We start from the raw sequence: 23,118 nt of genomic DNA, 5'->3' as shown, positions 1-23,118 counted from the left end.
CAACCGGTTCAACCGCTGGAGCCAGCGTGGCCTCTGGCAGGAGAGCTTCGCGGCCCCTTGTCGCCTGCGCGGATCCCCCGCGCATCGCCANGGTGGACAGCACTCGGTTCGGGCGACATCGCGCGGCCGCGGGCGTAAAGGGGGGCGCAAAGCCAGGCCATCGGCCGGTCGAGGGGTGGACGGACGACCAAGATCCACGCCGTCGCGGATGACCTGGGGCGCATCGCCGCCGTCCTCCTGACGCCGGGACAGGCCTCCGATATCAGTGGCGCCCGAGCGCTTCTCCCCACCATGCCACCGCCAGAAGACCTGATCGCCGACAAGGCCTACGACGCCGATGACCTCCGCGCCTTCCTCACCAGGCAGGGCACAAGGCCGGTGATCTCGCCCATGCCAAACCGCCGCGCCATACCGCCCTTCGACCCCGTCGCCTACAGAAAGCGCAATCTCATCGAGCGTGCCTTCTGCAGGCTCAAAGACTGGCGCGCCATCGCTACACGATACGACAAGACCGCACGAAACTTCCTCGCCGGGATCTGCCTCGTCCTCGCCGTCACCGCGTGGATCAGTTGAGTCCAGAACCTAGGCGGTTGCCCGAGTCGAAACGGCGCGTCCGATGCGGGCGGAAGTCAGGACATTGATAATTCGATTCGGAATGGCATCGAACGATTCGCCGTGGCGGCCGGAATCCGGTTAATATGTTGTTTATATGTCCATAATACTTTGCATCAACAAAAATCAGAAAGGCAGGAATAGATATCGGATTCGAAATGAGTTTTTTCCAGAAGTCGAAATGGCTGATCCTTGGTGTGCTGTCCGGGTGCGTGGCGGCGCTGGCGGTCGTTCTGCTGGTGAAATACGCGTATGACGATCCGCATCCGTTCAGTAGCCGGCGCGAGGTGTACGACCGGATGAGCGTTTCATATTTCCACAAGATTCGACAGTATGGGAAACTCGACGCCGGGCAGATCCTGCATATCGCGAAAAATCAGGACGTGCGGGACCATAATTTCGTGATGCAATTCGACCCGCATGACATCAACGCCTATCACGTCGAGATCTCGAACGTTCCGCGCCGCGTGTGCCGCTACATGGTCGACATGTCCTATAGCTCGAACATCATCAAGAACATCTATATCGACAATAAAGTGGTGGATCTGGTCCAGGACCAGCCTATCGGCGGGCGGTTCCTGATGGTGAACGGCAAGGCGGTCACGGCCAGCCAGGATGCCTATGCGCGCAGCCTCTGCGCGAGGCGAAGCGGCGCGTTGCGGATCGGGCTCAGCGTGGTTGTCCACCGAAACAGGTATTGAGGGCGGGAGGCGACCCGATCAGGCCGGGCGGCCTGACCGGGTTTGCGTGTCAGTGTCAGTGTTCGAGGTCCGACTGCGTGGTGTCGGCGGTCGTCAGGATCGCGTAGATCGCCGCGATGGCGTAGACCATCACGAGAAGCCCGATATAGACATAGGCACGGTGGATCCCGGCGCTGCGCAGGATGAGGCCGGCGACGATGGGGATCAGGCCGCCGCCATAGACCTGCGAGATCTGATAGCCGAGGCTGGCGCCCGATGCGCGATACCGCGTCGGGAAGTTCTCGGTGTAGAAGGCCGGGATGGCGCCATAGCCGAAGCCGAAGACGAAGCCGAAACCGATGACTTCCGCGACGACCGCGAGGAAGAAGCTGTGCATGTTGATGAGGTAGAAATACGGGATCGCGAAGACGAGAAACACGACGGCTGAGATCAGCAGCACCGTGCGACGGCTCACGCGGTCGGCCATGCGCGCGCCGATATACATGAAGACGAACATGAAGGCGGCGGCGATCAGCCCGACGGTTTCGGCCTGCGTGGCGGTGAAGCCGACGGCTTTCATGTAGCTCGTGCCGAAGACGAACGACAGGAAGAAGGCGCCGCTGAACATCGCGTTCACGAGCGACGTGCGCAGGATGCGCAGGGGCATCTCGCGCCACACCCGGCTCGCCGGCAGGTCGAGCACCGCGTGTTTGGCGCGGTGGCGCTCGAAGACGAAGCTGTCCTCGGTCCGCGACCGGATCACGATGCCGACGATGGCGACGAGGAAGCCGATGAAGAAGAAGATGCGCCAGCCCCAGGCGATGAATTCGGCATGCGTCATCATCGACTTCACGAGGATGACGGACCCGAAGCCGAGCAGCAGCCCGATCGGGATCGCGAAGCCGACCCAGGCGCCCCAGAAGGCGCGATGCCGCGACTTCGCCGCCTGCTCGACGACCCAGGTCGAGGCGGTGCCGAACTCGGCGCCGAAGCTGATGCCCTGGGCGAGGCGGAAGATGATCAGCAGCGCCGGCGCGACCGCGCCGATCGAATCGTAGGTCGGCGTCAGGCCGATCAGCAGCGTGCTGACGCCCATCAGGACCAGGGCGTAGACCATCGCGTCCTTGCGGCCGCGGCGGTCGGCGATGTTGCCGAAGATGAAGGCGCCGAGCGGCCGGATGACGATGCCAAGACCGTAGACGCCGATCGCCGCGGCGATGGCCGCCAGCCCCGGCAGCTTGAAGAAGATGCCGCCCCAGACCGTGGCGGCAATGACGCCGGTGACCAGGAAGTCATACTGCTCGATGACCGACCCGATGATGCTGGCCAGCGCGACCTTGCGGATCTGATGTTCCGTCGGCTCGTCTGTCGTGTGATTCATGATGTCTGTGTTCTCCCGGAGCCCGTTCTGGGTCTGCCCTGTCGATTATTGTGTTTCAAGGCCCGGTCGGCAGACCGACACTCGCGCGGAGTGGCTTTACTTCTGCGTCCCGGCGGTTTCGGCCTCGAATTCGGCCGCGTGGCGCACGAGCGCAACCAGTCGCCAGATCCCGTGCACGAACTTTCCGTATGGCATTGTGACAAAAAAGCCAAGAACCACGCCGAGATGGATGCAGAGCAGGATCCCGGCAAACGATGTCGCGCGCAGGACGAGCAGAGCCAGACCCGTCAGGCCGAGCAGGAACAGGGTGACGATGAAGGCGACGTCCATGCCGCGGCTCGCGGGATCGGCGAAGGCGGGCGGGCGCCGCCTCTTCTCCAGCAGCAATCCGGGCGCGCCGGCGACGAGGCCGATGCCGCCGAGCGCCCCGAGGATCACGGGAAGCGAGGTCGGCGGATAGGGGGCCTCGAGATCGAACCCGTAGCTGTAGAGGGTCGCCACGCAGGTCGAGGCGAAGCAGAGCAGGAAGCCGTAGAACACGAAATGGTGAAACAGCCGGCGGTGGTCGCGCGGGGCCTGCTGGGCATCCGGGCAACCGGCGCCGCCGCCATCGAGATAGCGGAGCCTCATCGCATCGTGCAGCGCGCCGGCCAGCGCGCGGGGGCCGATATGCGGCGCGGGGCCCGCGGCGCGCCAGAATTGGCGGATGCCGGCGGCGATCATCAGGGCCGCGCAGAGCGCCGCGAGGCCGAACACCGCGACCATCGCGCCATGCGACATCAGCCGGTAGAACGCGCCGGGCGCCGAGAGCGGGCCGCCGGCGCCCGAAAGTGCTGGCATGATGGCGGCGAGGAAGCCGGTGACGCAGAGCAGGATGACGGCGGCGTTCACGATGCCGCCGCGATCGAACGCGCCGCCGGCCAGGCGCGGCCAGGCATGCGCCGCGTAGGATTCCCGGCGCGCGGCGGCCATCGTCCGCGGCACGTTGACGGCGAATTCGTGCGGCGGCGCGAACTGGCAATCGTCGAGGCAGGCGCCGCAGCCGTGGCAGAGGCTGGCGAGATGCGCGAGCGTGCCGGGGCTGAACTCCCGGTGCCGCTCCATCGCCGGGAACACGGCGCAGAGCCCTTCGCAGTAACGGCACGAATTGCAGATGGTCATGATCCGCGCGGCCTCGGCCAGCGCGGGGGTGCCGCGAGTGTCAGTTCCGTCCATGGCGCGCCGCCTCCCGACCGGCGATTCGTCCGAACACGCTGCCGATGGTCATGCCGATTCCCGCCGCGTAGCCCCGGCCCAGCACGTTGCCGGCCATGATCTCGCCCGCGGCGAACATGTTCACCGCCGGTCTGCCGTCGTTCATGCGGATCCGCGCGTCGCGGCCGACCCTGACGCCGAGATAGGTGAAGGTGATGCCCGGACGCACCGGGTAGGCATAGAACGGTGGTTGCTCGATCCGCCGCGCCCAGTGCGATTTCGGCGGCGACAGCCCCTCGGTATGGCAGTCATCGAGCACGGTATGGTCGAAATGCCCCTCGCGCACCGCGTCGTTGAAGGCCGCGAGCGTGGCTTCGAAGCGCTGCGGATCGAGCTCGAGCCGGGTGGCGAGCGTATGCAGGTCGTCCGCCTGCACGGGCGGGTAAAGCGAGGGCATGAACAGGGGGAGCGAGCGGGAATCGAAGACGATATAGGCGATCTGCCCGGGCTGGGCGGCGACGAGGCGGCCCCAGATGGCGTATCGCCGGGGCCAGAAATCCTCGCCCTCGTCGTAGAAGCGCTCGGCGTTGGCGTTGAGCACCACGCCGAAGACGACGCAGTCGAGCCGGGTGATGATGCCGCCGTCGAAGCGCGGGGCGCGCGCGTCGATCGCGACGGCGTGGCATTGCGTCGGGTCGCCGACCGGCTCGGCGCCGGCATCGAGCAGCAGGCGCAGGATGTCCCCGCGATTGTAGGGCGTGCCGCGGATCAGGAAATTGTCGGCGGCGGCGCCCCAGGATTCCTTCAGCCAGTCGATATTGGCCTCGAACCCGCCGGCCGCTGCCACAAGGGTGCGGGCCTTCACCGGCACGACGGCGCCGCCATGCCGGACCAGGGCTTCGCGGAACACGCCGTCCTGAATGTCGAAGCCGATGACTTCCGCCTCGTAGATGACCCGCACACCGAGGCTTTCGGCGGTGCGGTAGAGCGATTTCAGCATGGCGCGGCCGCCGCCGAGGAAGAAGGAATTGGTGCGGCCCAGGCTGAGCGTGCCGCCGAGCGAAGGCTGGAACCTGACGCCCTGGCGGGCGATCCAGGTCAGCATGTCCTTGGATTCGGCGATCATGAAGCGGGCGAGATCCTCATCGGTCTCGCCGCCGGTCACGCGGAGAAGGTCCTGCCAGAATTCCTCCTCGGTATAGGGGCCGGTGAGGAAATCCGTGGCGCTGTCGTGCGCGCAACGCATGTTCCGCGTGTGCCGCGTGTTCCCCCCGCGGTAGAATTCGGGGGCCGCTTCGAGCACCAGCACCGAGGCGCCTTCGCGCCGGGCACTGATCGCCGCGCACAGGGCGGCGTTGCCGCCGCCGATCACCAGCGTGTCGACCGTCGCGGGAAAGACCGTTTCAGACCTCATGCCCGTGCTGAGTAGAGGCCGGGCGGGGTCAAGTCAAGATTGTATACAACTGAATGCAATGTCGCCGGCGGGGTGCGGCCATGCGGCGGCGTTCGGCGGGAGCACCATCCGATCCGGGCGGATCGGATGATGCCCTATCGCACGGGCTGATCAGTCAGACGCCCACGGCGCGGGCTGCGCTCAGGCGCGGCGGCGGTTGCGGCGTGATATCAGGCACAGACCGAGCAGACCCGTGCCGAGAAGAACGAGAGAGCCCGGCTCGGGAACGGCGGTTGGGTCCTTCACGAAGGTGAATTTGGCGCTGACCGTGTGGGGGAAGTATTCATTTGCAAACAGGTTTATATCAAGCTCGCCGTCGTTGTTTGGTCCGAAGTTGAGCTTGAGAAGTGGATTCGTGAATTGAATTGAGTTGTTTTTGATACTATCGATATAAAAAAGTCCGAAAAAAATACGTCTGTTTCTTGACGACCGCTGTCCCGCTGCCGTTTGCGCCAAACGAGGGAGGCGGTTGAGTGAAGTCGAATGCGACAGAAAAAGTCTGTTTCCCCGCTGCCTTTTGGTTTGCATACAACGTAAACAGGTTGTCAGTTACCGACTGTCCAACATTGAGTGGAGACAGGGTAAACGTTGGTGCGAGGTCGAAGACTGGGAAGAGTGGATCGCTGCTCACGCCGAGGCCACTGCTTGTGCTCACCGAATATGTCCCGCCGAAGGTGACAGGATCCGCGTGGGCGGTGGCAGCCCAGGCGCCACCGAAGACCATGGCGCCAACAATAATCTTGAAAATCCGCTTCATGGCTTTGCAACTTTCATTTCAATGCAAGACATTCAGGCTGTCGGAACCGCAGCAATTTTGATGCCAAAAAATATATCGGCGAAAATCAGGCTTTTATGAATTCGCCATCGCAAGGGTGTAAAAATTCCTGACGGAGCCGGCGCCTCGGGCGGCGGTGCGGCGCGGAGACAGCGGGGTGGGCTTGCGCGAGCCGGGATGCGAGCGGCGGCGGCATGAAAGTGTCCGGCCTCGGCCATCGCCACAAGAAGCGCGGATATCGGCCAGATATCCGGTATCTGCCGTTGGCGAAGCGAAAAAATTCGATGATTTGAGTGGTATCCCGTACCGGATTCGAACCGGTGTTGCCGCCGTGAAAGGGCGGTGTCCTAGGCCTCTAGACGAACGGGACCGAGTGCGCCGCTAGATAGTCGACTTCGCGCCGGGCATCAAGCGCCACGACGCGGTTTTCCGGTCGCGCCCTGGCGCGCCCGCGCGGCCTCGCGCCGGCCGGTGCGGCAGGCGTCGGAACAGAATTTGACGGCGTCCCAATCCCGCGCCCATTTCCGCCGCCAGGCGAACGGCCGGCCGCAGGCGGCGCAGGTCTTCTGTGGCAGGTCGGCCTTGCGCATCGCGCCGGCCTCAGTGCCGCGGCGCCGCCGTGCCGGCGATCCGCCCCGTGCGCGGATCGACGAAGACCACCGCGCCGCCGTGCCCGTCATGCAGCCATATCGCCACCATGCCGCCCGCCGCCGCGACGCCGGCGATCGCGCTGCCCGCACCGCCCGGCAGTTCGGTGGCGAAAGGCGGCGCGGCGGTGCGCGGCGCGACCGCCGGCGGAGGCGCGGCCGCGTGCTCCGGCGCCACAATCCGCTTGACCACCACGCCGATGACCAGGGCGGTGCCCAGCACGACCAATATGCCAAGCCCGATGACGAGCGCTTTCAGCCCCCGCAGATTCTGCGCGCCAGCCTCGCGTGCCGGCCTTGGCCGGATTGGTGTATCCTGCATCCGTGAACTCCGAACCCAACTCCGATTCCCATGCAACCCCGCCCGCCGGCATGGCGCCGCCCGACGCCCCATCCTACGGGAGCGGGCCGTTCCGCGCCACGGAGGCCGATGGCGGCGAGCGGCTGGACCGGTTTCTCGCCTCCCGCCTGAGCGAGATGTCGCGCTCGCGGCTGAAGGCGCTGATCGAGGCGGGGACCGTCACGTGCGATGGCGCCGTGATCAGGCTGCCATCGGCCGCGGTGCGGCCCGGCGCGATCTACACCGTGGCGCTGCCGCCCGCCATCCCGGCGGCGCCGCAGGGCCAGGCGCTCGACCTCACCGTATTGTATGAGGACTCCGACCTGATCGTGATCGACAAGCCGGCGGGCCTCGTCGTCCATCCCGCGCCGGGCAATCCGGACGGCACGCTGGTCAACGCGCTCATCGCCCATTGCGGCGACAGCCTGGCCGGAATCGGCGGCGAGCGGCGCCCCGGCATCGTCCACCGGCTCGACAAGGACACCTCCGGCGTGATGGTCGCCGCCAAGACCGAACTCGCCCTCAACGCGCTCTCCGCCGCCTTCGCCGCGCGCGATCTCGACCGCGAATATCTCGCCCTGTGCTGGGGGGCGCCGCAGCCCGCCGAAGGCGAGATCGAGGGCCCGATCGGCCGCGACCCGCGCGACCGCAAGCGGATGGCCGTCGTCGCCCGCGGCGGCAAGCCGGCGCTAACGCATTACCGCACGCTGCGCCGCTTCGGCCTGGGCGCGACGCTCCTCGCCTGCCGGCTGGCGACGGGCCGGACCCACCAGATCCGCGTGCATCTCGCCAGCCGCGGCCATCCGCTGGTGGGCGATCCCGTCTATCTGCGTCGCCGGCCGGCCGCGGCATCGCAGATGCAGCAACCTCAACGCGATTTTCTTCTGGACTTTCCGCGCCAGGCGCTACATGCTGCCATGCTTGGGTTCGCCCACCCGCGCAGCGGCGCGAAGCTGCGGTTCGAGGCCGCCCCTCCGGCCGATCTTGCAACATTGCTGTCACATCTGGGTGCTATTACTCCCCAGACATGACTGCAATACTGGACTGGTATGGTCCTTTTTGTTGACAATCCGCCGATCAGCGTGGTAGACAGGTCACAGTCAAGAGCGGAGTCAAGTGGATCCGCGATCTTTCCCGCCCGTTACCGCCTTTTCAGGGGTTCTCGCGGGACCGTGATACGGCAAGATCGCTGACCTGTGTATACTCCGCGGTGAAGGGACCGGCATCACAAGGGTCTGGATTTTCCACATCCGAATCCATGTCCGGCCCGTAGAGAAGACGAAAGGAGCTACCCATGGCCTCTGGAGTCAGTACGATGGCCCCGAGCGAAGGCAACCTCGCCCGGTATCTGCAGGAAATCCGCAAGTTCCCGATGCTCTCCCCGGAGGAAGAGGACCGGCTCGCCCGCGCCTGGCGGGACAATGAAGACCAGGCGGCCGCCCACAAGCTCGTCACCTCGCATCTGCGTCTCGTGGCCAAGATCGCCATGGGCTATCGCGGGTATGGCCTGCCGCTCGGCGAACTCATCTCCGAAGGCAATGTCGGCATGATGCAGGCGGTCAAGCGGTTCGACCCGGAACGCGGCTTCCGCCTCGCCACCTACGCGATGTGGTGGATCCGCGCCGCCATCCAGGAATACATCCTGCATTCCTGGTCGCTGGTGAAGATGGGCACGACCGCCGCGCAGAAGAAGCTGTTCTTCAACCTGCGCCGCCTCAAGGGGCAGATGCAGGCCATCGAGGATGGCGACATGCAGCCCGAACAGGTGGAAAAGATCGCCCGCGTGCTCGGCGTTCCCGAGCAGGACGTGGTGAGCATGAACCGCCGGCTGACCGCGCCCGACCACAGCCTCAACGCGCCGATCCGCATGGATGGCGAGGGCGAGTGGCAGGACTGGCTCGTCGACGATGCCGACAGCCAGGAAGAGGCGATCGGCGATCATGAGGAGATGACCGGCCGCCGCGCGCTTCTCGCCACCGCGCTGAAGACGCTGAACGACCGCGAGCGGCACATCCTCATCCAGCGCCGCCTGAAGGACGACCCGACGACGCTCGAGGACCTCTCGCAGCAATACAACATCTCGCGCGAGCGGGTCCGCCAGATCGAGGTGCGCGCCTTCGAGAAGCTGCAGAAGTCGATGAAGGCGCAGGTGGCGGAACAGCGCGCCGAGCAGCGCCAGGCGCTGGCCGATCGCGCCGTCGCCTGATCCATAAAGCGGTTTTCCAGCCCCTGCGCCCGCCCCGGGCGCAGGGTTTTTTCTGCCCGAAGCTCAGGCGGCGACCCGCCAGACCTCGCCGTGCTCCTCCGCCTGCGCCTCGGCGCGCAGCTTGAGCAGATGGGCGAGAACGTTGCGTTCGGCGGCGATCTTCAGCATCGGGTCCTGCTTCGCGTAGAGCCGGGCGGCGATGTCCGTCACCGTCGCCGGTCCGGCGCGCAGCGCCTCCAGAATCGCCGCCTCGCGCCGCTGCCGGTGCGCCAGCATCTCCCGCACCAGCTCGCGCGGCCGCTCCAGCGCCGGGCCATGCCCCGGCAGGTAGAGCACCTCGGTCCGGCCGAGCAGGCGTTCCAGGCTCGCGTAATAGGCCTTCATGTCGCCATCCGGCGGGTTCACGATCGATGACGACCACGACATCACGTGATCGGCGCTGAACAGGATCTCGCCCACCCCCGGCACCTGAAAGGCGAAGGCCAGATGGTCGCTGGCATGGCCGGGCGTGTGCAGCGCCGTCAGCCCCGCGACGACATCCCCCTCGCCGATCGGCCGGTCCGGCCGGAACATCGCGGTCGCCGGGCGATGGAAGCCGTAGGTCGGCGCGCCGGTGGCCGATTGCAGCCCGGCCGTAGCACCCAGATGGTCGCGATGCGTGTGCGACAGCACGATGCGCCGGATCGGCACGCCCGCCGCCGCCTCGATCACGTCGCCGACATGGATCGGGTCGTCGGGGCCCGGATCGAGCACGGTCAGCCCGTCCTCGCCCTCGATCAGCCAGGTGTTGGTGCCATGATAGGTCATCACCCCGGGATTGCGGGCCACCACGCGGCGAATGCCGGGCAGCACCTGATGCGGAACGCCGCGGCGCGGCTCCGCCTCGGTCAGGAACGGCACGCGCTCACCGGGCCCGGCGCCCGTCCTCCGGTTTCAACTCTGCGGAAATTGTCCATGCGCCGAGCTTAGACCGGCGCCGCGGCCCTTGACCAGCGCCGCGCCGCCCCCTTGACGCGGCGCGCCACACCCGATGATCTCGCCGCGCACGCCCGCGCCGGCAAGGCGGCGGGGTCGGATCATCACACGGGAGGAGACGCGCATGCCGCAACACGATCTGGAAGCCCTCTGGGAAGCGCATTGCCGCTACGAATTCGAGACCCGCGACGTCGATGCCACCATGGCCACGATGGTCGCCGACCCCTATGTCAACCACATCCCGACCATGACCGGCGGCGTCGGCCATGACCACCTCAAGCGCTTCTACAAATACCATTTCATCGGCGCCAACCCGCCGGATACCGAAATGGTGCCGGTCAGCCGCACCGTGGGCGCCAGCAGCATCGTCGACGAGATGATCTTCCGCTTCACCCACACCTCGGAAATCGACTGGATGCTGCCCGGCATCCCGCCGACCGGCCGGCGCGTCGAGATCCCGCTCGTCGCGATCGTCCGGTTCGAGGGCGACAAGCTGGTTCACGAACACATCTACTGGGACCAGGCCTCGGTGCTCGTGCAACTCGGCCTGCTCGACCCGGCGGGGCTGCCGGTCGCCGGCGCCGAGACCGCGCGAAAGGTGCTGGACAAGACGCTGCCGAGCAACACGCTGATGAGGGCCTGGGCCTCCAGCGAGGGCCGCCCGATCTGAGCGGCCCGCCCGGGGCGCCTCAGTGCAGCAGGCGGGAGCCGGAAAGCCGGCCCAGCTGTTCACGCCTGAGCCGCGCGACGATGTGGCACAGATCGCTGAAGCTCTCGATCGCCGCCATGCGGTCGAAGCCGATGACGATGCCGAACTCGTCCTCGGCCTCGACGATCAGGCTCAGCGTCGTGATCGAATCCCAGGCGCGCACCGTGCGTGTCGATGCGCGCGCGATCTCGGTCGGCGCGAGATCGGGGAACAGGCGCGCGAAGATCATCCCGACACGCGCCGAAACATCGTCAGCCTGATCTGCCATTCGCACGTGCATCTCCCTCTCCGATCGCGCCGCAAGCCGGCCGGCGCGATGTGCCAGCCCCCGTCAGCCGCGGGAAGCGGCAGGCCGGCGCCGCGACGTTCACATTCGTTCGCGCCGCCGGCGAACCGCGCCGGCAGGACGTCGATGCCACGAACATGGAAAACTTGAATGTGATGGGCATCATAGCCACCGACCGAAGCGGACCGACGACGTGCCGCGAGCCTGGCCAGCTTGCGCCGGCGGCCCGTCAGAACAGTTCGATCTCCCCCGCGGCGGGCAGCGGCACGACATCCTTGGCGCCGCTGAGCCGCTCGGCCAGGGTGCCCAGCACGACGGCGCGCGCCGCCCGCGAAGGATCGACCAGCCAGGTCTCCGGCAGGCCCCGGCGCAGATGCTCCATGAAGGTGCGCAACCCCTGCAGCCTCTGGGTGAGGATGTCGAGCATCTGGGCTTCCTGCCGGCACAGGCTGCTCTCCGGCGAGGCGACGAGCGCCGGGCTGAGGACCTCCTGCATCCGTTCGGCATAGGCGCCGAGATCGACCAGTTCGGCCTCGATGATCGCGAACAGCTCGTTCATCGTCATGCCGGTCGGAATGTCATTCATCGTCTCGTCCGGGAGGGCGTGGCTGATGTCGGATGCGGCCATGGCGGGGGGATTCCGTTCAGAACAGTTCGACCGCCCCGCTCGGCGGCGGCGCTCTCAGGGTGCGCAGGTCGGGCTCGGCCCTCAGCAGGGCGGGCTGGTCGGCGGCCAGGAGCGTCTGCCGCGCCCTGCCGGAGACCGGCCAGAACTGGATCCGCCGCCCCCGCTCCCCGCGTAGGCTGCCGCCGACGATTTCGATTCCCTCGGCGGCGAGGAACCGCTCGGCGAAATCGGCGTTGAGCCGGCCGATATCGGTCAGCCCCTTCATCAGGCAGGCCCCGCCGAACAGCTTCGCCTTCAGCCGGTCGCGGCGGGCGCCGTGGCGAAGCAGGTCGTTGATCAGGAGTTCCATCGCATAGGCGCCATAGCGCATCGCGGCGCCGCCGCCGCCGGCCTGCGCATGGGCATCGCCGGGCAGGAGGAAATGATTCATCCCGCCCACGGACGCGCCCGGATCCCAGAGGCAGGCGGCGACGCACGATCCGAGAATCGTGCACAGGACGGCTTCCGGATCGTGTTCGACCCGATGCTCGCCCTGCACGATGTTGATGCGGCGAGCATAGTCCGGTGATGCGGCGGCAACCGGCGTCACGTCAGCGTCCCGAGCACGGCTTCGATCTTCTCCTTCAGGGACTCGGTCGTGAACGGCTTGATGAGGTAATTGTTCACGCCGTGCTCGACGGCGGTCATCACCATCTGCTTGTCCGCGCGGCCGGTGAGCATGATGAAGGCGGTCTTGCTGATCGGCCCGTGCGCGCGCACCGCCCGCAGCAGGCTGAGCCCGTTGAATTTGGGCATGTTGTAGTCCGAGATCACGAGATGGATCGGCGTCTTGCGCGTCAGCAGCAGCTTCAGCGCCTCCTCGCCATCCTCGGCCTCGACGATTTCGCCGATTCCGAGCGCTTCGAGCCCGACCCGCGCGAGGCTGCGTATTGTCTGCTGATCGTCGACGACAAGAACGGTCAACGAGCTGGCCAAAGGCATCAGACTGCCTCCCTGTAAGTAAGATTCGTGCTCTTGATGATCTGGTCGGCGATCGCCGGCAGCGGCAACTGCCGCTCCACCGCGCCGATCTCGAACGCCGCCTTCGGCATGCCGTAGACGATCGACGAGGCCTCGTCCTGCCCGATCGTCTCGGCACCGCTCTGGCGCATGGCGGCCAGCCCCTCGGCGCCATCCCGGCCCATTCCGGTGAGGATGACCCCCAGGGCCCGCCCCTTCATGACGCGGGCGAACGAGCCGAACAGCACGTCCACCGAGGGGCGGTGGCCGCTGACCCGCTCGCCCTGATGGAGCCGGCAATGCAACCGGCCGGACCCCGCGACGCCGGCGATTTCGAGATGGGCGTCACCCGGCGCGACATAGACATGGCCCGGCTGCACCACCGCCCCGTTCTCGGCCTCCGCCACGACCGGCGCGCAGAGCCGGTTCAGCCGGTCGGCGAAGCTGCGGGTGAAGGAGGGCGGCATGTGCTGCACCACCAGCGTGGGCGGGCAGCTCGCCGGAAAGCGGGACAGCACCTCGATCAGCGCCTCGACGCCGCCGGTCGACGCGCCGATCGCGACGAGCCTTCCGTCGGACCTGAACCCGCCGGCCGACGAGACCGCCGCCGGCCGCGCCGGCGCCGCCTCGCGCGGCCGCAGCCGCAGCCGCGTCTTGGCCGCCGCCTTCACCTTCTCGCCCAGCATGTCGAAATCGTGCCGGTCACCCAGGGACGGCTTCGGCACGCAGTCGAACGCGCCGGCCTCGAGCGCCTGCAGCGTCACCTGCGCGCCTTCCGAGGTCAGGCTGGACACCATGATCACCGGCGTCGGCCGCAGCCGCATGATCTTTTCCAGGAAGTCGAGCCCGTTCATGTTGGGCATCTCGACATCGAGGGTGATCACATCGGGATTGAGTTCCTTGATCGCGCTGCGCGCCTCGTAGGGATCGCCCGCCTCGCCGACCACCTCGATCTCCGGGTCGCGCCGGAGCGAGGCGGAAATCACGCCGCGCATCGTCGCCGAATCATCCACGATCAGAACGCGAACCGTCATCCTCTCATCTCCCGGGCACCGGCAAGCCGGTATGTGGTGATGCCATCGTTGCCGAGAGCGCGTTCGGCCGGGCCGCTCACGCGCTCGGAATGGCCGATATAGAGCGCCCCGCCCTCCTCGAGCAGCGGCACCATTCGGGCCCATACCTGTTTTTGCGTTTCGTCATCGAAATAGATCACCACGTTGCGGCAGAAGATCGCGTTGAAGCGGCCGCGCATCGGCCAGGTGCCGATGAGGTTCAGGGGCCGGAACGCGACGAGCGACCGCGCGGCCTCGGCAATGCGGAACTTGGGCGAATTGTTGTTCGCCGGCTCGAACCAGCGCTCGCGCAATTCGGGCGGCACCGCGGCGATCTCGCTCGCCTCATAGAGGCCGGCCCGGCCGGTCGCCAGCATCGTGCGGTCGATATCGGTGGCCAGGATCCTGATGTCGAACCGCGGCGCCTCCGGCAGCAGGGCCAGCACGGTCAGCGCGATCGAATAGGGCTCCTGCCCGCTCGAACAGGCCGCCGACCACAGCCGCACGCGGCCACCGCTGCGCGCATGGGCCATCAGCGGCGGCAGGATCCGGCTGCGCAGATGCTCGAAATGATGGGGCTCGCGGAAGAACCGCGTCACGTTGGTGGTCAGCGCGCCCAGCATTTCCTGCCGCTCGGCGCCGCCCTGCTGGCTCTCCACCAGTTCGCAATATTCCGCGAAACTGCCGAGGCCGAGCGTGCGCAGGCGTTTCGCCAGCCGGGAATAGACGAGCGTTGCCTTCGATTCGGGCAGCGCGATGCCGGCCTCCTCGCGCATGATCCGGGCGATGGTGCGGAAATCCTCGCGCGTGAGCACGTATTCCGCCCCGTCGATGAGGCCGTCTCCCTCCCGTCGTGGTCGGGGGCGCAGATTCATGCGGCTTCCCGCTCCACCGCCGGCAGCACATGATCGAGCGAGATCAGGCTGATCATCCGCCCATCCACCGGCATCAGCCCGCGCACGAAGCTCTTGACCACGTCCGAGGCAATGTCCGGCGTCGGCTGGATCGCGTTGTCGTTCATCGTCAGGATGTCGGACACGGCATCGACGAGCAGGCCGACCATCTGGCGGTTGATCTGCACGACGATGATCACGTGCCGGGCAGACGGCTCCGAGCGCGGCAATCCGAGCCGGACCGCGAAATCGACGATCGGCAGCACCGCGCCGCGCAGGTTGATCACCCCGCAGATATAGCCCGGCGCCTGCGGCAGCACGGTCGCCGCGGTCCAGCCGCGGATCTCGCGCACGGCCATGATGTCGACACAGAATTCCTGGACGCCGACACGGAAGGCAATCAGTTCGCGGGCTCCCGACCCGCCGGTCATGACATCATTCATCGCTCAACTCGCTGGCATGAGGGTCGGCTCGACGCGACATGCGTCGGCCCGCAGATTGTCGCTCCTCGTCACGGAGACGATGGCATCGACGTCGAGAATCAGGGCGACGCGGCCATCGCCCATCACGGTCGCCGCCGCGATGCCGGGAACCGCCTGGTAGTTCGCCTCCAGGCTCTTGATGACGACCTGGCGCTGGCCCTGGATTCCATCGACCACGAGAACGGCGCGCACGCCCCCCTCGCCCTCGACCAGCAGCGCCACGCTCTTCTCCGGTTCGGCCGGCACCGGGCGATAGCCCAGCGCGGCGCCGACATCGACGAGCGGAATATAGCCACCCCGCATCCCGATCACCCGGACATCGACCCCGAGCATGTGCACCTGCTCGGCGCGGGGCTGCAGCGTCTCGACGATCGCGCTGAGCGGAACGATCAGCGTATGGCCATCCACACTGACCACCATGCCATCCAGCACCGCCAGCGTGAGCGGCAGGCTGAGCGTGAAGGTCGAGCCCTGGCCCGGCCGCGAGGCGATCGAAATGCGCCCGCCCAGCGCCTGCACCGAGCGCCGCACCACGTCCATGCCGACGCCGCGCCCGGAAATGTCGGAAATCTCGCTCGCCGTCGAAAATCCCGGCATGAAGATCAGGTTGTCGGTTTCCTCGTCGGTCAGCTGCGCGTCGGGCGAAATCAGCCCGTTCTCGATCGCCTTGGCCCGCACCCGCTCGCGGTTGATGCCCGCGCCGTCATCCTCGACCTCGATGACGATCCGGCCGGAGCGATGCAGCGCCGTGAGCTTCACCACACCTTCGGCCGGCTTCCCGGCGGCAAGCCGCGCTTCGGTCGATTCCAGGCCGTGGTCGATCGCATTGCGGATCATGTGGGTGAGCGGGTCGATGATCCGCTCGATCACCGTCTTGTCGACCTCGGTGCCCTCGCCGTCGGTCAGCAGGCGCACCTGCTTGCCGGTCATCGCCGCGACTTCCCGCACGAGGCGCGGCATGCGCTGGAACACCGAGCGCACCGGCTGGGCGCGGATCGCCATCACGCTGTCCTGGATTTCGCGCGTGAGCTGCTCCAGCTCGTCGAGCGCCGTCACCACGGCCGAGGCGCGGGCCAGCCCGGCCTCGAACACCCGCTGCGAGAGCATCGCCTCGTTGATGACCAGCTCGCCGACCAGGTCGATCAGCCGGTCCACCCGGTCGAGATCGACACGGATCGTGGCGCCGACGCCGTGCGACGCCTCGCTCCGCGCCGCCGGCGCCTCGGCCGCGGCCTGGGGCGGATGGTCACGTTCGGCCGAAGCCGCCGCCGGCGCCGCTGCTTCCGCCGCGGGTTCCGGCGCCGCGACGCTCGCCGCCGCATTGCGCAGCAACGCGAGGATTTCGTCATCCGACGGCTGGTCGGCCGGCCGGGCCGGCGGCTCCGGCACCGCCGCGCCCTCGGGCTGGCGCCGCTCGATCACCAGTTCGCAATCGTCCTCGACGAATTCGAAGACGGCGCGGACCGCCTCCTCGGAGCAATCCGCATCGAGCGCGATCGTCCAGGTGAGATAGGCGCCCTCGGGATCGAGCGCGGCAAGATCCGGCAGGCACTCGGGGTCGACCGTCACCCGCGTCGGGCCGAGGCGGCCGAGTTCGCGCAGCAGCAGCGCGGTCTCGTTGGCTTTCGCGTAGAGATCGGCGAACGGCTTGAAGCGGATCATCCAGCCTGGCGCCGCCGGCCTTTCCTCCGCGGCGTCGATCGCCACCGGCACCGCCGCGAACGCGATATCGCCGAAATCGTCGTCGGCTTCGTCGGCCGCGGCGCCGGATCCACCGGTCAGCTGGCGCAGTTCGCCCTCGATCCCGGCGATGCGCGCCTGATCGGTGCTGCCACCGTCGCGCGCCGCCCGCACCAGGTCGGCCAGCGCATCGGCGGCGCGCAGCAGGAGCCGCATCGCCTCCGGCGCGGGGTCGAGCCGGCCGGAGCGGATCAGATCCAGTGCCGTCTCGAACACATGGGCGAAATGCACCAGGTCTTCGAGGCCGAACGCTCCCGCGCCGCCCTTGATCGAGTGAACGGCCCGGAAGACGGCGTTCACCGTCTCGGAATCGGTCTCGCCGGCTTCCATCCGCATGAGGCCGGATTCAAGCTCGGCAAGCTGCTCCTCGCATTCCTGGAAAAACGTTTCCCGGATTTCGGCCATCGGATCCATCGATCCACCTCCCGTCATGCGGCAACCCGGCGGATTGCGTCCACAAGCTTCACCGGGTCGAACGGCTTGACGATCCACCCCGTCGCGCCCGCCGCCTTGGCGCGGGCCTTCTTTTCCGGATCAACCTCGGTGGTCAGCACCAGCATCGGCGTCGACCGCCATGATGCGTCCCGCCGCACCGCCTCGATGAAACCGAAGCCGTCGAGCCGCGGCATGTTGATGTCGGTCACGATGACATCCGGCGTCTCGGCCTGCAGCACTTCGAGCCCATGCACGCCGTCCTCGGCCTGGACCACGCGAAAGCCCGCCTCGACCAGCGACATGCGCAGCATGTCCCGCATGGTGCGCGAATCATCCACGGTCAGAATCGTCTTGGTCACGCGGAAATGTCCTCCTGAAATTGAAACGCGGCGGGCCCGACACCGAAAAGGTCGAGCGATGCGACCATCTGGTCCGACATCGGCCCGATGCGGAACGCGTGCCCGTCCGCCTCCCAGGTGGCCCGCGCCGAGAGCAGGACCTGGAGGCACTGGCCGCCAAGCCGCTCGACCGCGCCGGCATCGATCCGAAGATCGCCGCCGCGACGGGCCAGCAACGCCTGCGCCAGCGGCGACGCCGCCTTGAGGTCGAGAATGGGATCGAGCATCAGCTGTTCCGTGGTGTCGGTCGTGGTTGACATGTCGTTCAAAAATCCTCCCAGCCGTCATCGCCGGCAGCGGCCGTCACGGCGGCGGACGGCGCCGGCGCACGCGGGGTGACCGGCCGCGCCGGCGCGGCGGCGCGCATCGTTGCCGACGTCTCAAGTCTGGAGCCGGTGCCCGCGACCCCGCGCCGGCGACCGGGGGCGGCACCCGGCGCCGCGACCGGGGCGCCGATCTGGAACCGGCCGATCATCGCGGCGAGTTCGTTGGTTTCCTGCAGCAGGTTGTGGCTGGCGGCGGTGGATTGCTGGACCATGGCGGCATTCTGCTGCGTGGTCTGGTCCATCTGGCCGACGGCGGCATTCACCTGCACCAGCCCGGTCGACTGCTCCTGCGCCGAGGCGGCGATTTCGCCGACGACGCCGTTGATCTCGCCGATCTGGGCAACGATCCGCTCCAGCGCCCGGCCGGTCTGCCCGACCAGGTCGACCCCCGCGACCACCTGCTGGTTCGATGTCGAGATCAGCGTCTTGATTTCCTTGGCCGCGTCGGCCGAACGCTGCGCCAGCGCGCGCACCTCGGAGGCGACCACGGCGAAGCCGCGCCCCGCCTCGCCGGCCCGCGCCGCCTCGACACCCGCGTTCAGCGCCAGCAGGTTGGTCTGGAAGGCGATCTCGTCGATCACGCCGATGATGTTGCCGATCTGCTTCGACGACGCCTCGATCTCGCCCATCGCCTGCACGGCCTGGGACACCACGGCGCCGCCGCGCTCGGCATCCTGCGTCGCGGTGCCGACCACATTCCTTGCGTGGATCGCCGCCTCCGCGGTCTTGCGCACCGTCGCGGTGATCTCGTCGAGGGCGGCGACCGTCTCCTCGAGGGTGGCGGCCTGCTGCTCGGTGCGGCGGGAGAGATCGTCGGCCCCGCTGGAAATCTGACCGGTGCCGGCGCCGATGGCCGCGGCATTGGTCGCGATCAGCCGCATCGCCTCCTGCAGGCGGTCCATCGCGGCGTTGAAGTCGGTCCGCAACGTCTCGAATTCCGGCGCGAACGGCTCCGTCAGCCGCTCGGTGAGCACGCCGGCGGCGAGCCTTTCGAGCGCGCCGCCGAGGCTGCCGATCATGCGGTCGAGCCGCTCGCGGACCTCGGCCTCGCGCAGCCGCTCCGCGCGGCTCCGCTCGGCCTCGCGGTCGGCCATCGCCCGCACCTCGCCCTCGGCGCGCTGCCGGGCCAGCTCCGCCTCGCGGAAACGGTCGATCACCCGGGTCAGCCGGCCGACGCAATCGCGATACCCGGTGAAGCGCACGGGCGCGCCATAATTGCCGGCGACCATCGACTCCATCCGCTCGATCGTGGCGGTGAACGGGTCGGTGATCACCCGCCAGGTGACGTAGCCGCCGACGATCGACCACAGCAGGGTCACGGCGCCGACCACCACGGGCAGCCCTTCCGGCCCGCCGTTGCCGGCCCAGATCACGGCCAGGAAGCCGGCGAGGATCAGAAAGGTCTCCGACCCGAAGGCGACGGCGAGCTTGGTCCGGATCGGCGCGACCTCGCGGAACCAGGTGATCATCGCCCGCCTCCGGACAGGCGCGGCTGCGGCGCGAGCGCTTCCGGCATGGCGCCGGAGCCTCTTCGTCGATGCCGGCCGCACGGCAGGAACTGGCGGTCAAGATCGGTCATGCAATACGACTCCGCACTGGGCACGCCTCCGCGTTTCCGAAACGGCTTCCGGATGCCGGCGGCGAATGTCGCGGCGCGCGCAGTACCGACCCTGTTGGCCCCGCAAACGCGCTTCCTCGCACACCGGCGCGGCTGAAGCCCGCCCCGGCAGCGACCCTATGAGCGAAAGATTATGGGATCGTTAATCCGGCGAACCGTTGCGGCATTTTTTGCCGCCGGCACCGCGCGGCCCGTTCAGCCGGAGGCGAGTTCCCGCGACCGGGCGGTGGCGGCGGCGATCGCCCGGCGCATCGCGTCCGGCCAGGCCGCATCGTCCATCAGCACGGCGAGCGCGCGCTCGGTCGTGCCCTTCGGGCTGGTGACGGCGCGGCGGAGCGCATCCGCCGGCTGGTCGCTCGCCGCGAGCAGCGCGGCCGAGCCGATCACCGTCTGGCGGGCGAGGCGGCGGGCGAGATCCGCCGGAATGCCCTGTTCGAGGGCGGCCGCCTCCAGCAGTTCGACCAGCAGGAACACATAGGCCGGTCCGCCGCCGGAGACCGCCGTCACCGGATCGAGCAGCGCCTCGTCGTCCACCATCGCGACGTCGCCGACCGCGCCGAGCAGCGCCTCGGCCAGCGCGCGGCGCGCGGGCGCCACACCCGCGCCGGCCACCGCCACCGTGATGCCCTGGCGCACGGCGGCCGGCGTGTTCGGCATGGCGCGCACGATGGCGCCGCCCGGAAAGCGGCCGGCCAGCCAGTTGATGGTGATTCCCGCCATGATCGAGACGATGACGGCCTCGCCGGCGAACCGCGCCAGCCCGTCCACCGCCGCTTCCGCCATCTGCGGCTTGACCGCGAGGATCACCGCGCCCGGCGCGAAACCGGCCGGGACCGCCCCGATGGAGGGCACGACCTCGACCCCGTCACCCGCCAGCGCCTGCGCCTCGGCGCCCGGGTCGATGACGACGACGCGGGAGACGCCGCGCTCGCGCCAGCCGGCGAGCATGGCCGAGCCCATCTTGCCGCCGCCCAGAAGCAGCAGCGGCGGCAGCACCGCGTCGGTCATGCCTCGCCCGCGCACTCCAGCATGGCCGCGGCCAGCGCCTCGTCCGGCGTCTTGCCGCCCCACAGCACGAACTGGAAGGCGGGGAAGAACCGCTCGCATTCCGACACCGCGATATCCACCATGTCCTCGACGCTTTCGGCCGAGGCGCCGCCGGCGCCGCGCAGCAGCACCGAATGGCGGAACACCGGCATGCCGTCGTCATGGTCCATGCCGAAATGGCCGATCCAGAGCTTCTCGTTCGCCCGGGCCAGCAGCTCGTACAGCGCGCCGCGCCGGCGTTCCGGCGCCTTGAGGTCGAAGGTGCAGGAGAAATGCATCACCGAGATCTCGTGCGACCACGAGAAATAGAGCCCGTAGTCGCACCAGCGCCCGGGCGCCTCGGCCGCCATTTCGCTGTCGCTCCGGCGGTCGAACGCCCAGTCGTTCGCGGCGACGACCTGCTCGACGATATCCAGCGGATTGCTGACGGTTTCGGGGGATTCAGTGGCCAGGGAGGTCATAGAGGATCTCCTCCTTGAGTGCGGGAGCCAAGCCGGAGGCGGCGAGCCGGTTGCCGACCGGCGGATGACCGCTCCGAATCGGAGTGTACCGTAAGTTCATGTGGCGCCGCAATCGAACTCTACAATCCCACGATAAACAAACGATAAAACCCGCCGTGAGGGGCGGGTTTCATGCAGTTCTCGCTATGAGTGCGGCGAGGATCAGGCCGATTTCGCCTCGCGCCGGGCCGCCGCCTTCGCCACGCGGCGCTTCAGGGTGCGCGCCTCGTCGGTCAGCTTGCGGTTCGGCGTGTCCAGCAGGAACGCGTCCAGCCCGCCCTTCTGCTCGATCGTCGCGAGGCCGCGCGGCGTCACCCGCAGCTTGACCGAATGGCCCAGCGCGTCGGACTGCAGCGCGCTGTCCTGCAGGTTCGGCAGGAACCGGCGGCGCGACTTGTTGTTCGCGTGGCTCACATTGTTGCCGGAGAGCACGCTTTTGCCGGTGATGTCGCAGCGACGGGTCATGACGAAAACCTCGATCCAGAAAGCCGGCGTGCCGGCCAGAAGCGGAGACGGAACACGAAAACACGTCCCGCGCCATGGACCCCACGGCGCGGCGTTGCGGCTATATCGCCAAATCCGGCGTCCGGGTCAAGCGCCGGCCGGGCCAGCTATTCCGCATAGATCATTTTCCGGGTCATGCCGCCATCGGCGACGAACTCGGCGCCGGTGCAGAACCCCGAGTCCGGCCCGAGCAGGAAGGCGGCGAGCGCCGCGATGTCCGCCACGGTGCCGACGCGCCCGGCAGGGTGCTGCGCGTGGTCGGACGGGGCGATCGGGTATTTCCCGGTATCGATCCAGCCGGGGCTGATGCAGTTCACCCGCACATCCGGCCCGAGCGAGACGGCAAGCGCATGGCTGAGCGCCACGATCCCGCCCTTCGCCGCGGCGTAGCTCTCGGTGTCCGGCTCGGACATGTGCGCCCGCGTCGAGGCGATGGTGACGATGGCGCCCCTCGCCGCGCGCAGCATCGCCTCCGCCCCGCGCACGAGGAGAAAGATGCTGGTCAGGTGGGTGTCGATCACCGCGCGCCATTCGGCGAGGCCGAGCGCGCCGATCGGCTTGCGGATCATGAACCCGGCATTGCAGACCAGCCCGTCGAGCCGGCCCTCATGCGCCGCGACGCCCTCGATCAGCCGGGCGACATCCGCCTCGTCGGCGACGTCGCAGCGCACGAGGCGCACCCCGTCGGGCGGTGTCAGGCCCTCGATGTCGCGATCGGCGGCGACCACGCGCCAGCCGCGCCCGGCGAGATGCGCGCCGATCGCGGCCCCGATGCCGCGCCCGCCGCCGGAGATCAGCGCCACCCGGCCCGTCATCGCAAGTGCCCCGTCGCGAGACCATCAGGAAGTGTGGGGTGATCAGGCCGCGGCGGGGTGAGTTGCGCCATCTCCGTTGTCGTTAGCGAGCCCTGGGTACCAGCGCTCGAACAGAGGCCGTAGGGTGCCGTCGAGCGTTCGGGTCCGAACCTGCAGAAGCAGGTGGGCACCGCGCTTGGTCCATTGCATCTGCTGACGCTTGGCGAAGCGCTTGCTGATGACGGCATTGACTGTGCTCTCGGCCAAGCTGGAGGAGATGCGCTCGCCCGAACGGAACCGCTCGCCATAGTTGATCAGGCTGCCGGCGTTGCTGGCGATATAGCCAGCGAACTCATGTGCGGCGCGTTTGAACTTGCCCAAATTCGGGTAATTGACCTCCAGGCTGTCCACGTCATCCTCGAAGAATGCAATCTCTTTGCCGCC

Annotated in this window: 28 protein-coding genes, 1 tRNA gene and 1 pseudogene; 6 read left to right on the top strand and 24 right to left on the bottom strand. The window is 67.9% G+C overall.

Translation table 11 applies throughout. From position 1 onward, the window contains the following. Positions 1 to 159 precede the first annotated feature (159 nt). Both RT91_RS20710 and RT91_RS14425 read left to right on the top strand, forming a co-directional pair. Positions 160 to 573 carry an IS5 family transposase gene (locus RT91_RS20710; RefSeq protein ID WP_082468614.1) on the top strand — a complete coding sequence of 138 codons (414 nt, stop codon included), beginning with the start codon at positions 160 to 162 and terminating at the stop codon, positions 571 to 573. A 197-nt stretch (positions 574 to 770) separates the two neighbouring features. After that, a complete protein-coding gene (locus RT91_RS14425; protein ID WP_012040262.1) occupies positions 771 to 1,313 on the top strand; it encodes a hypothetical protein in 543 nt (180 codons plus the stop codon). A 55-nt stretch (positions 1,314 to 1,368) separates the two neighbouring features. On the opposite strand, the gene RT91_RS14420 is transcribed toward RT91_RS14425, so the two are convergent. The 4 genes from RT91_RS14420 to RT91_RS22895 form a co-directional block, all read right to left on the bottom strand. Continuing rightward, positions 1,369 to 2,673, bottom strand: coding sequence for an MFS transporter (locus RT91_RS14420; protein ID WP_035187922.1), 1,305 nt, complete (start codon positions 2,671 to 2,673; stop codon positions 1,369 to 1,371). 96 nt (positions 2,674 to 2,769) lie between these two features. After that, the gene (gene tcuB / locus RT91_RS14415; protein ID WP_035187920.1) at positions 2,770 to 3,888 is read right to left on the bottom strand and encodes a tricarballylate utilization 4Fe-4S protein TcuB; all 1,119 of its coding nucleotides are present in this window, start codon (positions 3,886 to 3,888) and stop codon (positions 2,770 to 2,772) included. After that, on the bottom strand, positions 3,875 to 5,281 hold the full coding sequence (gene tcuA, locus RT91_RS14410; protein ID WP_012040260.1) for an FAD-dependent tricarballylate dehydrogenase TcuA: 1,407 nt from the start codon (positions 5,279 to 5,281) through the stop codon (positions 3,875 to 3,877). The genes tcuB and tcuA overlap by 14 nt, the downstream gene beginning before the upstream one ends. Positions 5,282 to 5,461: 180 nt before the next feature. After that, positions 5,462 to 5,776: a PEP-CTERM sorting domain-containing protein gene (locus tag RT91_RS22895; protein ID WP_275470331.1), complete on the bottom strand. Its 315-nt coding sequence runs from the start codon at positions 5,774 to 5,776 to the stop codon at positions 5,462 to 5,464. Positions 5,777 to 5,789: 13 nt separating this feature from the next. Between RT91_RS22895 and RT91_RS21535 the strand changes: the two genes are divergently transcribed. Further along, on the top strand, positions 5,790 to 6,176 hold the full coding sequence (locus RT91_RS21535) for a hypothetical protein (protein ID WP_152982836.1): 387 nt from the start codon (positions 5,790 to 5,792) through the stop codon (positions 6,174 to 6,176). Between the two features lie 213 nt (positions 6,177 to 6,389). On the opposite strand, the gene RT91_RS14405 is transcribed toward RT91_RS21535, so the two are convergent. The 3 genes from RT91_RS14405 to RT91_RS14395 form a co-directional block, all read right to left on the bottom strand. Beyond that, positions 6,390 to 6,465 (bottom strand) — tRNA-Glu (locus tag RT91_RS14405). A 37-nt stretch (positions 6,466 to 6,502) separates the two neighbouring features. Beyond that, the gene (locus RT91_RS14400) at positions 6,503 to 6,685 is read right to left on the bottom strand and encodes a DUF2256 domain-containing protein (RefSeq protein ID WP_013640971.1); all 183 of its coding nucleotides are present in this window, start codon (positions 6,683 to 6,685) and stop codon (positions 6,503 to 6,505) included. Positions 6,686 to 6,695: 10 nt separating this feature from the next. Next, positions 6,696 to 7,064, bottom strand: a complete 369-nt coding sequence (locus tag RT91_RS14395) for a hypothetical protein (protein WP_035187917.1) — start codon at positions 7,062 to 7,064, stop codon at positions 6,696 to 6,698. Between the two features lie 50 nt (positions 7,065 to 7,114). Between RT91_RS14395 and RT91_RS14390 the strand changes: the two genes are divergently transcribed. Beyond that, entirely contained in the window at positions 7,115 to 8,113 is a 999-nt protein-coding gene (locus RT91_RS14390) for an RluA family pseudouridine synthase (protein WP_035187926.1), read from the top strand. Between the two features lie 263 nt (positions 8,114 to 8,376). Next, positions 8,377 to 9,288, top strand: a complete 912-nt coding sequence (gene rpoH, locus RT91_RS14385) for an RNA polymerase sigma factor RpoH (RefSeq protein WP_172637335.1) — start codon at positions 8,377 to 8,379, stop codon at positions 9,286 to 9,288. 63 nt (positions 9,289 to 9,351) lie between these two features. Here the strand turns inward: rpoH and RT91_RS14380 are convergent, their stop codons facing one another. Beyond that, positions 9,352 to 10,188, bottom strand: a complete 837-nt coding sequence (locus RT91_RS14380; protein WP_007424133.1) for an MBL fold metallo-hydrolase — start codon at positions 10,186 to 10,188, stop codon at positions 9,352 to 9,354. Positions 10,189 to 10,387: 199 nt separating this feature from the next. Here RT91_RS14380 and RT91_RS14375 point away from each other — a divergent pair, with 199 nt between their 5' ends. Continuing rightward, positions 10,388 to 10,933: an ester cyclase gene (locus tag RT91_RS14375; RefSeq protein ID WP_007424132.1), complete on the top strand. Its 546-nt coding sequence runs from the start codon at positions 10,388 to 10,390 to the stop codon at positions 10,931 to 10,933. Between the two features lie 19 nt (positions 10,934 to 10,952). Here RT91_RS14375 and RT91_RS14370 read toward each other — a convergent pair whose 3' ends face one another. From RT91_RS14370 to RT91_RS14295, 16 genes and pseudogenes are all read right to left on the bottom strand, one after another. After that, on the bottom strand, positions 10,953 to 11,240 hold the full coding sequence (locus RT91_RS14370) for an acyl carrier protein (protein WP_013640968.1): 288 nt from the start codon (positions 11,238 to 11,240) through the stop codon (positions 10,953 to 10,955). Positions 11,241 to 11,487: 247 nt separating this feature from the next. Further along, entirely contained in the window at positions 11,488 to 11,886 is a 399-nt protein-coding gene (locus RT91_RS14365) for a hypothetical protein (protein ID WP_007424130.1), read from the bottom strand. A gap of 16 nt (positions 11,887 to 11,902) precedes the next feature. Further along, positions 11,903 to 12,475, bottom strand: coding sequence for a chemoreceptor glutamine deamidase CheD (locus tag RT91_RS14360; RefSeq protein ID WP_007424129.1), 573 nt, complete (start codon positions 12,473 to 12,475; stop codon positions 11,903 to 11,905). Next, a complete protein-coding gene (locus RT91_RS14355) occupies positions 12,472 to 12,867 on the bottom strand; it encodes a response regulator (RefSeq protein ID WP_007424128.1) in 396 nt (131 codons plus the stop codon). Before RT91_RS14355 ends, RT91_RS14360 begins: the two co-directional genes overlap by 4 nt. Next, complete coding sequence (locus RT91_RS14350; RefSeq protein ID WP_012040254.1) at positions 12,867 to 13,919, bottom strand: chemotaxis response regulator protein-glutamate methylesterase; 1,053 nt, start codon at positions 13,917 to 13,919, stop codon at positions 12,867 to 12,869. The genes RT91_RS14355 and RT91_RS14350 overlap by 1 nt, the downstream gene beginning before the upstream one ends. Next, on the bottom strand, positions 13,916 to 14,812 hold the full coding sequence (locus tag RT91_RS14345; protein ID WP_007423752.1) for a protein-glutamate O-methyltransferase CheR: 897 nt from the start codon (positions 14,810 to 14,812) through the stop codon (positions 13,916 to 13,918). The genes RT91_RS14350 and RT91_RS14345 overlap by 4 nt, the downstream gene beginning before the upstream one ends. Next, entirely contained in the window at positions 14,809 to 15,273 is a 465-nt protein-coding gene (locus tag RT91_RS14340; RefSeq protein WP_012040253.1) for a chemotaxis protein CheW, read from the bottom strand. The genes RT91_RS14345 and RT91_RS14340 overlap by 4 nt, the downstream gene beginning before the upstream one ends. 3 nt (positions 15,274 to 15,276) lie before the next feature. Then, positions 15,277 to 17,466, bottom strand: coding sequence for a chemotaxis protein CheA (locus tag RT91_RS14335; RefSeq protein ID WP_035187914.1), 2,190 nt, complete (start codon positions 17,464 to 17,466; stop codon positions 15,277 to 15,279). A 14-nt stretch (positions 17,467 to 17,480) separates the two neighbouring features. Continuing rightward, complete coding sequence (locus tag RT91_RS14330; protein ID WP_007423757.1) at positions 17,481 to 17,846, bottom strand: response regulator; 366 nt, start codon at positions 17,844 to 17,846, stop codon at positions 17,481 to 17,483. Further along, the gene (locus RT91_RS14325; protein ID WP_012040251.1) at positions 17,843 to 18,145 is read right to left on the bottom strand and encodes an STAS domain-containing protein; all 303 of its coding nucleotides are present in this window, start codon (positions 18,143 to 18,145) and stop codon (positions 17,843 to 17,845) included. The genes RT91_RS14330 and RT91_RS14325 overlap by 4 nt, the downstream gene beginning before the upstream one ends. 5 nt (positions 18,146 to 18,150) lie before the next feature. Next, positions 18,151 to 19,680: a methyl-accepting chemotaxis protein gene (locus RT91_RS14320; protein ID WP_035187911.1), complete on the bottom strand. Its 1,530-nt coding sequence runs from the start codon at positions 19,678 to 19,680 to the stop codon at positions 18,151 to 18,153. A 344-nt stretch (positions 19,681 to 20,024) separates the two neighbouring features. Beyond that, entirely contained in the window at positions 20,025 to 20,837 is an 813-nt protein-coding gene (gene proC / locus RT91_RS14315) for a pyrroline-5-carboxylate reductase (RefSeq protein ID WP_012040249.1), read from the bottom strand. Then, positions 20,834 to 21,337, bottom strand: coding sequence for a YbjN domain-containing protein (locus RT91_RS14310; RefSeq protein ID WP_007423650.1), 504 nt, complete (start codon positions 21,335 to 21,337; stop codon positions 20,834 to 20,836). The genes proC and RT91_RS14310 overlap by 4 nt, the downstream gene beginning before the upstream one ends. A 201-nt stretch (positions 21,338 to 21,538) precedes the next feature. Continuing rightward, the gene (gene rpmB, locus RT91_RS14305; RefSeq protein ID WP_007423649.1) at positions 21,539 to 21,841 is read right to left on the bottom strand and encodes a 50S ribosomal protein L28; all 303 of its coding nucleotides are present in this window, start codon (positions 21,839 to 21,841) and stop codon (positions 21,539 to 21,541) included. Positions 21,842 to 21,987: 146 nt separating this feature from the next. Then, complete coding sequence (locus RT91_RS14300; RefSeq protein ID WP_035187908.1) at positions 21,988 to 22,695, bottom strand: SDR family oxidoreductase; 708 nt, start codon at positions 22,693 to 22,695, stop codon at positions 21,988 to 21,990. Positions 22,696 to 22,737: 42 nt separating this feature from the next. After that, positions 22,738 to 23,118: pseudogene (locus RT91_RS14295) on the bottom strand (ISKra4 family transposase); the annotation flags it as partial.

It is taken from the genome of Acidiphilium sp. JA12-A1, from assembly GCF_000724705.2.
Lineage (GTDB): Bacteria > Pseudomonadota > Alphaproteobacteria > Acetobacterales > Acetobacteraceae > Acidiphilium > Acidiphilium multivorum.
Note: the sequence above shows the minus strand (reverse complement) of the source record. Positions and strands in the feature narration are given on the sequence as shown.

Coding starts and splice junctions, on each gene's coding strand:
- RT91_RS14425 (WP_012040262.1), top strand. CDS start 771: ATGAGTTTTTTCCAGAAGTCGAAATGGCTGATCCTTGGTGTGCTGTCC.
- RT91_RS14420 (WP_035187922.1), bottom strand. CDS start 2,673: ATGAATCACACGACAGACGAGCCGACGGAACATCAGATCCGCAAGGTC.
- tcuB (WP_035187920.1), bottom strand. CDS start 3,888: ATGGACGGAACTGACACTCGCGGCACCCCCGCGCTGGCCGAGGCCGCG.
- tcuA (WP_012040260.1), bottom strand. CDS start 5,281: ATGAGGTCTGAAACGGTCTTTCCCGCGACGGTCGACACGCTGGTGATC.
- RT91_RS14400 (WP_013640971.1), bottom strand. CDS start 6,685: ATGCGCAAGGCCGACCTGCCACAGAAGACCTGCGCCGCCTGCGGCCGG.
- RT91_RS14395 (WP_035187917.1), bottom strand. CDS start 7,064: ATGCAGGATACACCAATCCGGCCAAGGCCGGCACGCGAGGCTGGCGCG.
- RT91_RS14390 (WP_035187926.1), top strand. CDS start 7,115: ATGGCGCCGCCCGACGCCCCATCCTACGGGAGCGGGCCGTTCCGCGCC.
- rpoH (WP_172637335.1), top strand. CDS start 8,377: ATGGCCTCTGGAGTCAGTACGATGGCCCCGAGCGAAGGCAACCTCGCC.
- RT91_RS14375 (WP_007424132.1), top strand. CDS start 10,388: ATGCCGCAACACGATCTGGAAGCCCTCTGGGAAGCGCATTGCCGCTAC.
- RT91_RS14370 (WP_013640968.1), bottom strand. CDS start 11,240: ATGGCAGATCAGGCTGACGATGTTTCGGCGCGTGTCGGGATGATCTTC.
- RT91_RS14365 (WP_007424130.1), bottom strand. CDS start 11,886: ATGGCCGCATCCGACATCAGCCACGCCCTCCCGGACGAGACGATGAAT.
- RT91_RS14355 (WP_007424128.1), bottom strand. CDS start 12,867: ATGCCTTTGGCCAGCTCGTTGACCGTTCTTGTCGTCGACGATCAGCAG.
- RT91_RS14350 (WP_012040254.1), bottom strand. CDS start 13,919: ATGACGGTTCGCGTTCTGATCGTGGATGATTCGGCGACGATGCGCGGC.
- RT91_RS14345 (WP_007423752.1), bottom strand. CDS start 14,812: ATGAATCTGCGCCCCCGACCACGACGGGAGGGAGACGGCCTCATCGAC.
- RT91_RS14340 (WP_012040253.1), bottom strand. CDS start 15,273: ATGAATGATGTCATGACCGGCGGGTCGGGAGCCCGCGAACTGATTGCC.
- RT91_RS14335 (WP_035187914.1), bottom strand. CDS start 17,466: ATGGATCCGATGGCCGAAATCCGGGAAACGTTTTTCCAGGAATGCGAG.
- RT91_RS14325 (WP_012040251.1), bottom strand. CDS start 18,145: ATGTCAACCACGACCGACACCACGGAACAGCTGATGCTCGATCCCATT.
- RT91_RS14320 (WP_035187911.1), bottom strand. CDS start 19,680: ATGATCACCTGGTTCCGCGAGGTCGCGCCGATCCGGACCAAGCTCGCC.
- proC (WP_012040249.1), bottom strand. CDS start 20,837: ATGACCGACGCGGTGCTGCCGCCGCTGCTGCTTCTGGGCGGCGGCAAG.
- RT91_RS14310 (WP_007423650.1), bottom strand. CDS start 21,337: ATGACCTCCCTGGCCACTGAATCCCCCGAAACCGTCAGCAATCCGCTG.
- rpmB (WP_007423649.1), bottom strand. CDS start 21,841: ATGACCCGTCGCTGCGACATCACCGGCAAAAGCGTGCTCTCCGGCAAC.
- RT91_RS14300 (WP_035187908.1), bottom strand. CDS start 22,695: ATGACGGGCCGGGTGGCGCTGATCTCCGGCGGCGGGCGCGGCATCGGG.